The sequence below is a fragment of the Streptomyces sp. NPDC034099 genome (assembly GCF_055575415.1).
Genome location: NZ_JBVISR010000026.1, coordinates 35611 through 50228 on the forward strand (window position 1 = coordinate 35611; position 14618 = coordinate 50228).

Below are 14618 nucleotides of genomic sequence, written 5' to 3' on the forward strand. Positions count from 1 at the left end.
GTCACAGGCGGTCCGCGAGGAATTGGCCGATCCGGGCCATATGGCGGGCATCCGTCATCAGATTTCCGTGCGTCGAGTCTATGGCGCACACCTCGACCGAACCACCCGTGAACGGTTGCCACAAGCTGACATTCAGGCGGCCCTCCCGGTCGTCCGCGGATTTCCGCTCGGCGGAGACGAAGAGCAGGTCCCCGTCGAAGAATTCCGGTGTGAACTTCCGCATGAGCCGGACATTGTTCACGTATACGTCCTTCAGTGCGAGTATGTCCCGGGCCTCCAGCTGCGCCAGTGCCTGGTCGCCTGACTGCAGGAACTCCCGGAAACGTCGCAGGACGCCTTCCTGGTCTGCTATGAGCTCGGCCATGTCGAACTCGAAGCCCATGGCCCGCAGATTGTGCGCGACCACCTCGTGCTCGACCGGTTCCGAGGTGTCCGCGTTCTCGCCCGGCGGATACGCGTCCAGCAGGGCGAGCAGGGACACCTCCTCGCCCTCGGCGCGCAGCGCGGTCGCCAGGGCGTGCGCGACGATGCCGCCGAACGACCACCCCGCCAGCCGGTAGGGACCGCTCGGCTGCACGGAACGGATCAGAGCGAGGTACTCCGCGGTCATCTCCGCCATGGACGAGGGCAGCGGGCCGCTCCCGTCGAGACCTCGCGCCTGGATGCCGTAGACCGGGACGTCCGGGCCGAGATGGCGCACGAGCCCCGCGTAGCACCAGCTGAAGCCGCCGCCCGGGTGCAGGCAGAACAGCGGGGCGGCCGTGCCGCGCGCCCGCAGCGGGAGCAGGCCCTCGGAGGAGCGCCCCGGGGAGGAGCCGTCGGCCGTCCCGGTCAGCACGGCGGCGACGCCCTCCGGCGTGGGGGAGTCGAAGACCGTGCGGACGGGAAGGTCCTGGCCGAACTCCTCCCGCAGCCGTGCCACCAGGCGGGCGGCCAGGAAGGAGTGCCCGCCCAGTTCGAAGAAGTCGTCCTCCACACCGGCCCGTTCGACGCCCAGCACCTCGGCGAAGAGGGTGCACACCCGGTGCTCCGCGGGCGTCCTGGGCGCCCTCGACCCGCCGCCCACCGCGTACTCGGGCACGGGCAGCGCGGCGCGGTCCAGCTTGCCGTTGGGGGTCAGGGGGAGCGCGTCGAGGACGACGAACGCGGCCGGCACCATGTGGGCGGGCAGCCTTCCGGAAAGGTGCTCGCGCAGCCGCACGGAGTCGGGGGCCTCCTGGTGGGCGGCCACCACGTAGCCGACCAGCCTGCGATCGCCCGGCCGGTCCTCCCGCACGACGACGGCGGCCTGCGCCACCGAGGCGTGGGCGGTGAGCGCCGCCTCGATCTCCCCGGGTTCGATGCGGAAGCCCCGGATCTTGACCTGCGAGTCGGCCCGGCCCAGGTACACCAGCAGCCCGTCGGGGGTGAGCCGGGCGAGGTCGCCCGTACGGTACATGCGGGCGCCGTCCGCACCGTGGGGGTCGGCGACGAACCGTTCGGCGGTACGGCCGGCCCGGCCCAGATAGCCGCGGGCGAGCGCGTCCCCGCCGATGTACAGCTCACCCGGGACGCCCGGCGGAACCGGGTTCAGCCACGGGTCCAGGAGCCGGACGGCTGTGTTGTCGACGGGCCGGCCGATCGGCGGGGCGGAGGGGCCCCAGTCGGCCGGGTCGGCCGGGAGCCGGTGCGCCGTCACCACGTGGGTCTCGGCGGGACCGTAGTGGTTGTGCAGGCGGCGGCCGGGTCGAGCGGCGCAGAAGGCGCGCATGGCGCCGTGCGGAGTCAGCGCTTCCCCGGCCTGCACCAGGTCGGTGAGATGGGGCAGGTCGAGGCGGGCGGCGACGGCCGCCTCGCAGACCGCGTCGATGACCAGGTTGGGCGCGTACAGTTCCTGGATCTGCCGCTCTCCCAGCCACCCGGCCAGCCGCTCCGGATCGCGGCGGACGTCCTCCGGGCAGACGACCAGGGTCTTGCCGGCCAGCAGCGCGGAGAGTATCTCCTGGACCGAGACGTCGAAGCTCACCGCGGTGAACTGCGCCACCCGGGTGCCGGGGCCGCCCGGCAGGGTCCGCTCGTGCCAGTCGAGGAGGTTGGCCAGCGCCCGCACCGGCATCGTGACGCCCTTGGGGCGTCCCGTCGAACCGGACGTGTAGATCACGTACGCGGGATGGGCCGGACCGACCGGTGAGATCCGTTCGATGTCGGTGAGGTCGGCGTCGAGCAGGGAGCCGAGGCGGGTCACGGTGGCGGGGTCGTCCACCACGAGCGGCGCCCCGGCCGGCCCGGAGGGAAGCGCGCCGGCGAGGTCCCGGGTGGTCAGGACGCAGGCCGGCCGCGCGTCGTCGAGCATGTACGCGATCCGGTCCGCCGGGTACTCGGGGTCGACCGGCAGGTATCCGGCGCCCGCCTTGAGGGCCGCCAGGCACGCGGTGACCAGCTCGGCCGACCGGTGCATGGCCACCGCGACCAGGCTCTCCGGCCCCACCCCCTGCTCCACGAGCAGCCGGGCCAGCCGGTTGGACCGGGCGTTCAACTCGGCGTAGGTCAGCACGCCTTCCGTCGTTTCGACCGCGACGGCGTGCGGGGCCCGCGCGACCGACGCCGCGAAGCGCTCCGGCAGCGACCCCCCGACCGGTACGCGCGCCGGTCCGAGGGAGGCGGACAGGGCGCGTGCGCGTTCCTCGTCGCCGAGGAGAGGCACCTCGCCGATGGCACGGTCCGGTGCCGCGGTGACCGCGTCCAGCAGGCGCAGCAGCCGGGCGACGAGGGTCTCGGCGGTGTCCGGGTCGAACAGGTCGGTGCTGAACTCCAGACCCGCGCCGAGTCCGGCCGGGCGGCCCTCGGCGTCGTGCCGCTCGGCGAAGGAGAACAGCAGGTCGAACTTGGCGGTGCCGGTGTCGGCGGACAGGGACTCGGCGTCCAGACCGGGCAGACGCAGGCCGTCACCCGGCCGCCGGTCCGTGTTGTTGAAGGTCAGCATGGTCTGGAAGACCGGGTGCCGGGCCGGTGAGCGCTTCGGGTTGAGCACCTCCACGAGCCGCTCGAAGGGCACGTCCTGGTGCGCGTACGCCGCCAGGTCCGTCTCGCGGACCCGGGCCACCAGGTCACGGAAGGCGGGATTGCCGGAGGTGTCGGCGCGCAGCACCAGGGTGTTGACGAAGAAGCCGACGAGACCGTCGAGGGCATCGTCGGTGCGCCCGGCGACCGGGGTGCCCAGCGGAATGTCCTCGCCGGCGCCGAGCCGGGTGAGCAGAGCGGCGACGGCCGCCTGGACCACCATGAAGGGGCTGGCCTGGCACGTCCGCGCAACGGTCACGATGCGGGCGTGCAGTTCCTCGGGCACCTCGTAGAGCACCCGGCCGCCCCGCCCCCCGGCAGTCGCCGGACGCGGCCGGTCGGCGGGCAGCGCCAGCTCTTCCGGAAGCCCCGCCAAAGCCTCACGCCAGTAGGCGAGCTGCCGGGCCGCGGGGCTGTCGGGGTCGTCCTCCGAGCCCAGCGCCTCGCGCTGCCACAAGGTGTAGTCGGGGTACTGGACGGGCAGCGGGCGCCACTCCGGCGCGCGCTGCCCGAGACGGGCCGTGTACGCGGTGGTCAGATCACGGGCGAGCAGGGGCACCGACCAGCCGTCACCGGCGATGTGGTGGACCAGCAGGAGCAGCACCTGTTCCCGCTCGCCCGTCTCGAACAGCCAGGCCCGCAGCGGGATCTCGGCCGCGAGGTCGAAGGAGTGCGAGGCCGCCCGGGTGACCTCCGCCTCCAGGGTGTCCGACGGCACCGACGGGACGACGGTCAGCTCCGGCCGGGCCTCGGCGGCCGGCCGCACGATCTGCCGGGGCCCCTCGGCGTCCTCGGCGAACACCGTCCGCAGGCTCTCGTGCCGGTCCGTCAGGTCGGCCAGCGCGGCCCGCAGCGCCGACCGGTCCAGGTCGCCCGAGAGCCGCAGCGCGAAGGGGATGTTGTACGTCGGGCTCGGGCCCTCGAAGCGGTGCAGAAACCACAGCCGGCGCTGCGCGGGGGAGGCCGGGACACGCTCCGGGCGGGGCTCGGCCGGACGCAGGGGCAAACGGGCCGCACCCGCGGTGTCGAGGGCGCGGGACAGGGCCGCCACCGTCGGCGCGTCGAACAGCTGCCGCACGGTCAGTTCCGCGTCGAGGACCGAGCGGATCCGGCCCACGAGCCGGGTGGCGAGCAGTGAGTGCCCGCCGAGGGCGAAGAAGTCGTCGTCGACGCCGACCCGCGGCATGCCGAGGAGCTCGGCGAAGAGCCCGCACAGGATCTCCTCCCGCGGGGTGCGCGGAGCACGGCTCTCCACGGTGGCGTCGGCGGTGGTGAGGTCGGGCACCGGCAGCGCCCTGCGGTCGATCTTGCCGTTGCCGGTCAGGGGCAGTGCGTCGAGGGTCACGTAGACCGACGGGACCATGTAGTCGGGCAGTTCGGCGGCGAGGTAGGCCCGCAGGGAGGCGGGCGTCGGATCACCGCCCTCCTCCGCCACGAGGTGCGCCACCAGCCGCTTGTCGCCGGGGCGCGGCTCGCGCACCGTGACGACGGCCTGGGCGACCTCGAAGTGGCGGCCCAGCACGGCCTCGATCTCGCCCAGTTCGATGCGGAATCCGCGGATCTTGACCTGCTCGTCGGCGCGCCCCAGGTACTCGAGGGTGCCGTCCGGCGTCCACCGTACGAGGTCGCCGGTGCGGTACATGCGGGTGCCCGCCGGGCCGTGGGGGTCGGCGACGAACCGCTCCGCGGTGAGGCCCGGCCGTCGCCAGTAACCGCGGGCGAGCCCCGCCCCCGCGAGGTACAGCTCACCCGCGACGCCCCGGGCGACGGGGCGCAAGGCGGTGTCGAGGACGAGCAGCCGCGTGTTGTCCAGCGGCGTGCCGATGGGCACGGTGTCCGGCACCGGGGCGTCCGCCGGGATGCGGTGGCGCACCGCGAACGTGGTGGTCTCGGTGGGCCCGTACCCGTCGACGACGACCGTGCCGGGGCAGGCCTCCCGGACCCGCCGGACCGCGGCCGCCGGGACGACGTCGCCGCCCGTCCACACCTCCCTTACCCCCGCCAGGTGGTGGGGCGCCTCGTCGGCGACGAGCTGGAACAGCCCGGAGGTCAGCCACAGCCCGGTCACCTCGTGCTCGGCCAGCACCTTGCCCAGGGTGTCCGCGTCCAGGTCACCCGGCGGGGCGACGACGGTGGTCCCGCCGGACAGCAGCGGCACCCACACCTCGTACGTGGAGGCGTCGAAGGCGTGCGGGGAGTGGACCAGCACGCGGGCGTGGGCGCCGCCGGCGAAGGACCGGTCGCGGGCCAGCTCGACCACGTCCCGGTGGGTGACGGCCACCCCCTTGGGCATCCCGGTCGAGCCCGAGGTGTGCATCACGTAGGCCAGCCGGTCGGCGTGCCCGGGGCCGGAGGGCAGTTCGACACCCTCGGCCGGGGCGTCCGTCGCGTCGGCCCGCACGGCGGTCACGCCCAGCTCCTCCGCCCGGGGAGCGTGTTCCGCGTCGGTGAGGACGTGGGAGACGCCGGCCAGGGCGGTGACCTGCCGCAGCCGGTCGAGCGGGTCGCCCTGCCGGAGCGGCACATAGGCACCGCCCGCCTTGAGCACGGCCAGCAGCGCGACGATCAGGTGCTCGGAGCGGTCCATGAGGACCCCCACCGGGGTTTCGGCCCCCACCCCGTACGCCACCAGCGCACGCGCCAACCGGTCGGACCGGAGGTCGAGTTCGGCGTAGTCCAGCACGGTCGCACCGCAGCGGACGGCATCCGCGTGCGGAGTGCGCGCGGCCTGGGCCCGGAAGGCCGCGGGCAGCGTCTCGTCGGCGGGCCCCGTGTCCGTGCCACGGCCGAGGGAGAGCACGGCGCCGCGCTCCTCGGCGGAGAGCAGCTCAAGCTGTCCGACGGTGCGGTGCGGCTCCGCGGCCGCCCCGCGCAGGACGCGCACCAACCGCTCCAGGACGGCCCGGGCCGCCTTCGGCGGTACCAGGTCGGGCTGGTGGTCGAGGCGCAGCCGCAGCCCGTCGCGGCCCACGGCCACCAGCGCCAGCGGATAGTGGGTGGCGTCCCGGTTGCGGGTGCCGGTGACGGTCACCCCGCCGATGCCGCCGGGCTCGTCCCGCTCGGCCCCGATGTCGACCGGATAGTTCTCGAACACCATGGTCGTGTCGAAGAGTTCACCCTCGCCCGCCAACCGCTGCACCTCGGCCAGGCCCAGTTGCTGGTGCGACTGGAGCCGGGTCTGTTCGTCCTGGGTGCGGCGCACCGCGTCCAGAAACGGCTCGTCGGGCCGCAACCGCACCCGCACGGGCAGGGTGTTGATGAACATCCCCACCATGGTCTCGATCCCGGCGACCTCCGGCGGCCGCCCGGAGACGGTCGTGCCGAACACCACGTCGTCCCGGCCCGTGAGCCCGCTCAGGACCACCGCCCAGGCGCCCTGCACCAGGGAGTTGAGGGTGAGCGAGCGCTCCCTGGCCAGCCTGGTCAGCGCCGAGTGGTCGGCGTCGGCCAGCTCCGTCTCCAGGCGGCCGGGCACGACCGGCGTCCGGTCGCCCGCCTGCGGGGCGACGAGGGTGGGCCCGTCCAGTCCGGCGAGCACCTCCCGCCAGGCGGCGACCGCGCTGTCCCGGTCCTGCGCGGCGAGCCACTGGAGGTAGTCACGGAAGGGGCGGACCCGGGGCAGCGCGCTGTCGTCGCCCTTCGTCCGGTAGAGCGCCAGGAGCTCCCGCACCAGCATGGGACGCGACCAGCCGTCGAGCAGGATGTGGTGGTTGGTCAGCACGAAGCGGTACCGGCCGTCCCCCAGGCGCATCAGCGTGAAGCGCATCAGGGGAGGACGGCCCAGGTCGAAGCGGCGCAGCCGGTCCTCCTCCAGCAGCCGGTCCGCGGCCGCCGACCGCTCCGGCTCGGGGAGGCCGGACAGATCCGTCTCCTCCCACGGCAGCTCCACCTGGTGCGGAATCAGCTGCACCGGCCGCTTCAGTCCCTGGTAGCGGAAGGCCGCGCGCAGGTTGGCGTGCCGCCGCAGCAGGGTCCGGCAGGCGGCGGCCAGCGCCGCCGTGTCCAGATCCCCCTCCAGGTCGATGGCCTGCTGCACCAGATAGACATCGGGTGCCTTCTCGTCGAACACGCTGTGGAAGAGCAGGCCCTCCTGCAGCGGCGCCAGCGGCAGGATGTCCTGCAGTCCGGACTGCTTCGTCATCAGAGGTTCCTCCACTCGTCTTCCAGCAGTTCGATCTCGCTCTGGTCCAGCAGGCTCAGCGACACGTCCGAGACGGTCAGCCCGCCCGCCTCCGGGTTCCCCGCGTGGTCGGCGAGCGCCTCGAGCGCCCTGAACCACAGTTCGGCCAGCTCCCGCACCTCGTCCTCGTCGAGGATTCCGCCGGCCCAGGACCAGGTGGCCGACAGCTCGGGACCGCGGGGCCCGTCGTTGGTACGGGCGTTGAGCTCCAGCGGGTGGGCGAGCGCCACCCGGGGGTCGGTGCCGCCGACACCGGACGCCGTGGCCAGCACCGTCCAGTCGGGGACCGTCTCACTGCCCGCGTTCTCGACACCCGCGGTGGTGAACCGGCCGAGGTAGTTGAAGGCGACCTGCGGTGTCGGCAGCCCGGCGAAGCCGGGCGCGGTGCGCGGGTTGAGATGGCGCACGAGCCCGTACCCGATGCCCTTCTCGGGCACCTCGCGCAGCTGCTCCTTGACACGCTTGACGACGGCACCGGCAGCCGGTCCGCCCGCGAACGCGTCGGCGAGGTCGGCCGGCCCCGCGTCCACCCGCACGGGATGCAGGCTGGTGAACCAGCCCACCGTGCGGGACAGGTCCGCGCCGCCGACCAGTTCCTCCTCGCGCCCGTGCCCCTCCAGGTCCAGCAGCACCCCGGCTCCCCGGCCGCCGCCGCGGCGGGCCCAGGCGAGTGCGAACGCCGCCAGCAGGACGTCGTTGACCTCCGCCCGGAACACCGCGGGCACCCGCGTCAGCAACCGCTCGGTCACCGCCGCCGGCAGGGTCAGGGTGAGATGGCGGGCCGAGGAGTAGGTGTCCCGCGACGTGTCCAGCGGCCGCCGCCCCAGCAGCGGGTCTCCGGGCCGCAGAACCGACCGCCACCAGTCCGCCTCCGCCGTGCGCGCCGGATCACCCGCCACCTCCGTGAGGCGCTGCGCCCAGCGGCGCAGGGAGGTCCCCACGGGCTGGAGCTCGACCGGCCGTCCTGCCGCCACCGCACGGTGCGCCTCGGCGAGATCCGGTACGAGGATCCGCCAGGAGACCCCGTCGACCACCAGGTGGTGGACGATCAGCAGCAGCAGGCCCGGCCGGGTGTCCCCGCGGTCGAACCAGACCGACTGCACGACCCGCCCCGCACCGAGGTCCAGGCGCTCCCGCGCCGCGACGGTCTCCACGCGTACGAGGTCCTGCAGGGCGTCGTCGTCCAGACCGGCGGCGTCCACCCGGCGGACGACGGAGTCGGCCTCGACCGCCCCCGGCCCGCGGATCTCCAGCCGGCGTTCCGATCCGTCCGTCAGCCGCGCCCGCAGCGCGTCGTGGTGCTCCAGCAGGGCGCCGAGCGCGGCCGTGAGGTCCGGCAGACGCAGCGACGCCGGGACCTGGACCAGCCGGGACTGGTTGAACTGGTCGGCCGGACCGCCGCGTTCCAGGAACCACCGCATGATCGGTGTCAGGGGTACGTCGCCGATGCCGGCGCCGGGTTCCTCCGTGACGGTGGTGTCGGTCTCGGTGACGATCTCGGCGAGTGCCGCCACGGTCCGGTGCTCGAAGACGGCCCGCACGGACAGTTCGAGTCCAACCCGTCGGGCGCGGCTGACCAACTGGATCGACATGATGCTGTCGCCGCCGAGGTCGAAGAACCCGTCGTCGACGCCCACCTCGGCGAGGCCCAGGACGTCCGCGAACAGCCCGCACAGCACCTTCTCCCGCTCGGTGCGCGGGCCGCGCCGTTCGGTGTCGGCACCGTAGTCGGGGGCGGGCAGTGCCCGCCGGTCGAGCTTGCCGTTCAGGGTGAGCGGCAGCCCGTCGAGCAGGACCACGGCAGACGGGACCATGTACTCGGGCAGGGTGCCCGCCACGTGCGCCCGCAACGCCTCGGGGTCGGCCTCGGCCCCCGCGACCACGTAGGCCACGAGCCGCTTGTCGCCGGGCCGGTCCTCCCGCAGCACCACCGCCGCCTGGCTCACCTCGGCGCGGCCGGCGAGGACCGCCTCCACCTCACCCGGTTCGATCCGGAAGCCCCGCAGCTTGACCTGGTCGTCGACCCGGCCCAGGAACTCCAGCCGCCCGTCGGCCAGCCAGCGTACGACGTCACCGGTGCGGTACATCCGCTCGCCGACGCCCGCGAACGGGTCGGCCACGAAGCGCTGCGCCGTCAGTGCCGCCCGGCCGAGGTAGCCGCGGGCCACACCGCTGCCCGCGATGTACAGCTCGCCGGGCACCCCCACGGGCACCGGCCGCAGCCGCTCGTCGAGGGCGTACAGCCGGGTGTTCCACAGGGGCCTGCCGATCGGCACGACCGCCTCCGGTACCTCCGCCGGGTCGCGCAGCTGGTTCACCGCGGAGAACACCGTGGTCTCCGTGGGCCCGTACTCGTTGGCGACGACCGTGCCCGGGCAGGTCTCCAGGACCCGGCGGACGGCCGTGGGGGACACCACGTCGCCGCCGGCCCAGATCTCCCGGACCCCGCGGAAGCACTCGGGCCGCTCCTCGGCGAGCACCCGGAACAGACCGGCGCTGACGAACAGCCCCGTGACCCCGTGCCCGGAGATGGCGGCGGCGAGGTCGGCCGCGTCCAGCCTCCCGGCGGGGGCCACCACCACCGTGCCGCCCGTCAGCAGGGGCGTCCAGATCTCGAACGTCGAGGCGTCGAAGGCGTAGGGCGAGTGCATCAGCACCCGCTCGTGACGCCCACCGCGCCAGTAGCGGTCCGCTGCCAGGTGCACCACGTTGTGATGGGTGTTGGCCACGCCCTTGGGAGTACCGGTCGAGCCCGAGGTGTACATCACGTACACGAGCTGTTCGGCGTCCGTCGGCACCCCGGGGTCGGTGTCCGCCTCCCCGGACAGGTCCATGCCGGGACCGACGTCGAGGACCGGCACGTCCACCGCGAAGGGCAGGTCACCCGGGGCGCGGTCGGTGAGCAGGGCCACGGCCCCGGTGTCCCGCAGGATGAACTCGGACCGGGACGCGGGCTGCTGCGGATCGATCGGCACGTACACACCGCCGGCCTTCAGCACGGCCAGCGTGGCGACGATCAGTTCGGCGGAGCGTTCCTGGAAGACCGCGACCCGGCTCTCCCTGCCGACGCCCCGGCCGAGCAGCCGGTGCGCCAGCCGGTTGGCCCGCGCGTTCAGTTCGCCGTAGCTGAGCCGCTCCTCACCCGACACGACCGCGAGGGCTTCCGGTTCGGCGGCGGCGCGCTCCTCGAAGAGGACGTGGACCGGCGTGCGGTCCGCGTGCTGGACCGCGGTGTCGTTCCACTCGACGAGCATCCGCCGCCGCTCGTCCCGGCCGAGGATCTCCGTCTCGCCGATCCGGCGCCCCGGGTCGTCGGCGAGCGCGGTCAGGACGCGGACGAAGCGGTCGGCGACGTCCTGCGCGGTCGAGCGGTCGAACAGGTCGGTGCTGTAGTCCAGGGCACAGCTCAGACCTGCCGCCCGGCCCGGCCCCGCCGGACGCTCGGCGAGTTCGAAGGACAGGTCGAACTTCGCGGCGGGCGCACCCAGGGTCCGCCCGGAGACCGCGAGCCCGGCCAGATCCGCGTGCGACGCGACCCGACCGGCGTTGTCGAAGCTGAGCATGGTCTGGAACAGCGGGTGCCGGGAGAGCGAACGCTCCGGGTTGACGGCCTCCACCAGCCGCTCGAACGGCAGGTCCTGGTGCGCGTACGCCGCCAGGGACTCGGCGCGGACCCGGTCGACCAGCTCGGCGTACGTCGGGTCTCCCGAGGTGTCCGTGCGCAGCACCAGCGTGTTCACGAAGAAGCCGACCAGGTCGTCCAGGGCGTCGTCGGTGCGGCCGGCGATCGGGGTGCCCAGCGGGATGTCCGTGCCGGCCCCCAGCCGGGTCAGCAGCGCGGCCAGCCCCGCCTGCAGCACCATGAACAGGCTGGCCCCCTGTTCGCGGCCCACCCGGACGAGCCGCTCGTACACATCCTGCGGCAGGTCGAAGGCGACCCGGTCACCCCGGTACGAGGCCACTGCCGGCCTCGGGCGGTCGAAGGGCAGCGACAGTTCCTCGGGCAGCCCGGACAGCGCCCGCTTCCAGTGGTCGAGCTGGCGCGTGGCCTCGCTGTCGGGGTCGTCCTCGGAGCCGAGGACGTTCCGCTGCCAGATGCTGTAGTCGGCGTACTGGACGGGCAGCGGCGCCAGGTCGGGCGCCCGGCCCGTCGTGGTGCGCGCGGCGTACGCCGCCACCAGGTCCCGGATGAGAATGCCACGCGACCAGGCGTCACTGGCGATGTGGTGGGTGAGCAGCAGCAGGGCCCTGCGGTTCGTGGACTCCTCCTCCCCGACCTCGAACAAGGTGGCGCGGAGAGGAATCTCGGAGGCGAGATCGAAGACGTACCCGGCTGCCCGCCGCATCCGTGCGTCGACCTCCGCGTCCGAGGCGAGGTGCTCCACGGCCAGCGGCACCCGCGTCTGCTCCCGGCCCAGTACGACCTGGTGGGCGGTGCCGGAACTGTCCTCGACGACGACGGTCCGCAGGCTCTCGTGCCGGTCGACGACGTCCGCCAGCGCCAGCCGCAGCGCCTCCTGGTCCAGCTCTCCCGTCAGGTCGAGCGAGATCGGCACGTTGTACGCGTCGCTCGGCCCCTCGAGGTGCTGAAGGAACCACAGCCGCTGCTGGGCGTGGGAGAGCGGTACCCGGGCCGGTCTCGGCGCGGCGACCAGCCGGCCGCGAGCGGCGGCCGAGGAGTCCAGCACCCCCGCCAGCCGTGCCACCGTCGGCGCCTCGAAGAGCTGCCGGATGGCCAGTTCCGTGTCCAGGACGGTGCGGATGCGGCTGACGAGTTTGGTGGCGAGGAGGGAGTGGCCGCCGAGGTGGAAGAAGTCGTCGTCGATGGTGACGGTGTCGGTGCCGAGTACTTCGGCGAAGAGGGTGCAGAGGAGTTCTTCGCGGGGGGTGCGGGGGGCTCGTCCGTTCTCGGTGTGGGCCGCGTAGTCGGGTGTGGGGAGGGCGCGGCGGTCGAGCTTGCCGTTGGGGGTGAGGGGGAAGGCGTCGAGGGTGATGTAGGCGGAGGGGAGCATGTAGTCGGGCAGGTGGGTGGCGAGGTGTTGGCGTAGGTCGGTGGTGGGGATGGGGTGGGGCGTGGTGGGGGTGAGGTAGGCGACGAGGCGTGGGTCTCCGGGGTGGTCTTCGCGGACGATGACGGCGGCTTGGGTGATGTGGGGGTGGGTGGTGAGCGCGGTCTCGATTTCGCCGAGTTCGATGCGGAATCCGCGGAGTTTGATCTGGTCGTCGACGCGGGCGAGGTATTCGAGGTTGCCGTCTGTGGTCCAGCGTGCGAGATCGCCGGTGCGGTACATGCGGGAGCCGGTGGGGCCGTGGGGGTTGGCGGTGAAGCGTTCGGCGGTGAGGTCGGGGCGGTTGTGGTAGCCGCGGACGACGCCGTGGCCGGCGATGTAGAGCTCGCCGGGGGTCCCGGTGGGGACGGGCTGGAGGGTGTGGTCGAGGAGGTAGATCTGGGTGTTGGCGATGGGGTGGCCGATGTGGGGGTGGTGTGCGGTGTGGGGGGTGGCGGGCCAGTGGGCGGACCAGATGGTGGTTTCTGTGGGTCCGTAGAGGTTGGTTACGGAGGTGGCGTGGTGGGTGAGGGTGGTGGCGAGGTCGGCGGGCAGAGCTTCGCCGCCGACGAGGACGTGCAGGGGAGTGAGGACGGTGGGGTCCTCGGCGAGGACGGCCCGCCACAGGCTCGGCGTGGCTTGCATGGTGGTGGCGCCGCTGGTGCGGATCAGGGTGCACAGGGCGGCGGGGTCTCGTACGGTGTCGCGTTCGGCGATCACGATGGAGGCGCCGGTGAGCAGCGGCAGGAACAGTTCGAGTCCGGCGATGTCGAATCCGACGGTGGTGACGGCCAGCAGGCGGTCACCGTTGCCGAGTGGGAACTGGTGCCGCATCGCCGTCAGGAAGTTCACGAGCGGACCATGTGGCACGACCACGCCCTTCGGGCGTCCCGTCGACCCCGACGTGTAGATCACGTAGGCGGCGGCACTCGGGTCGTGGATGACGCGCAGCGGGCCGGGACCGGCCGGCGCGGACAGCTCTTCCTGGAGGCCCGGCTCGTCGAGGAGGACTTGAGGGACCTGTGTGGCGGCCGGCAGCACGGGGGTCAGGTCGCTGGTGGTGAGGAGCAGGACGGGGTTGGCGTCGTCCAGCATGTAGGCCAGTCGCTCGGCCGGGTATTCGGTGTCGAGGGGGAGGTAGGCGGCGCCGGTCTTCCAGACCGCGAGAAGGGTCACGACCAGGTCGGTGGACCTGGGCAGAGCCACGGCGACGAAGCGTTCGGCGCCGGCTCCGTGCTCTGCCAGCACGCGGGCCAGACGGTCGGCGCGGTCGTTGAGTTCGCCGTACGACAGGGACTGCGTGCCGGCGACCACGGCCTCGGCCGTCGGGTCCGAGGCCGCACGCTCCTCGAACAGCTCCACCATCGAACGCCCCGGCACCTCACACGCCGTGTCGTTCCACTCGGAGAGGAGACGGCCGCGCTCGGCCCCGTCCAGCAGATCCGCCTCGTCGACGGGCTTCTGCGGGGCGTCGACCATGGCCCGCAGCAGGCGCAGGTAGCGAAGGCCCAGGGTCTCGACGGTCTCCCGGTCGAACACGTCCTTGCTGTACTCCAGCACGCCCTGAAGTCCGGTGCCCGACCCCGCCTGCTCGGCGAACGCGAAGGAGAGGTCGAACTTGCCCACGCCCGTGTCGGCCGTCGCACGCGAGACCGACAGTCCGGGCAGCTTCGCGACCGCGTCCTCGACGGCGGCGGTGTCCGTGTTGTTGAAGGCCAGGAGCACCTGGAAGAGGGGGTGCCGGGCGAGTGAGCGTTCCGGGTTGACGGCCTCCACCAGCCGCTCGAACGGCAGGTCCTGATGCGCGTACGCCTCCAGGGTCTGGTTCCGGACGCGCTCGATGAGCGTGAGCGCCGAGGGACGCCCGGAGGTGTCCGTCCGCAGCACCAGCGTGTTGATGAACACGCCGATCAGGTCGTCGAGCGCTTCGTCGGTACGGCCCGCGACCGGGGTGCCGAGGGGAATGTCCTCGCCGGCACCGAGCCGGGTCAGCAGGGCGGCGAGGGCCGCCTGGAGCACCATGAAGGGGCTCGCCTGCGTATCCCGCGCCAAGGCGGTGATCCCGTCGTACAGCTCTGCGGGGATGTCGAAGGGGATGCGGTCGCCGCGGTAGGTGGCGACGGCGGGGCGGGGGCGGTCGTAGGGGAGTTCGAGCTGGTCGGGGAGTCCGGCGAGGGTGTGGGTCCAGTAGTCGAGTTGGCGGGAGATCTCGCTGGTGGGGTCGTCCTCGGTGCCGAGGATGTCGCGTTGCCAGAGGCTGTAGTCGGCGTACTGGACCGGCAGCGGCGCCCACTCCGGGGCTGCCGCATTGCGCACCCGGGCCGCGTAGGCGGCCGTGAGGTCACGGGCCA

2 protein-coding genes are annotated in these 14618 nt (G+C 73.2%); both read right to left on the minus strand.

Annotated elements, in window-relative coordinates; genetic code table 11:
* Position 1 precedes the first annotated feature (1 nt).
* Complete coding sequence (locus tag ACZ56V_RS38325) at positions 2-7180, minus strand: amino acid adenylation domain-containing protein (RefSeq protein WP_468948355.1); 7179 nt, start codon at positions 7178-7180, stop codon at positions 2-4.
* The coding region (locus tag ACZ56V_RS38330) for an amino acid adenylation domain-containing protein (RefSeq protein ID WP_468948357.1) at positions 7180-14618 on the minus strand (7439 nt) is incomplete at its 5' end. The genes ACZ56V_RS38325 and ACZ56V_RS38330, both read right to left, overlap by 1 nt.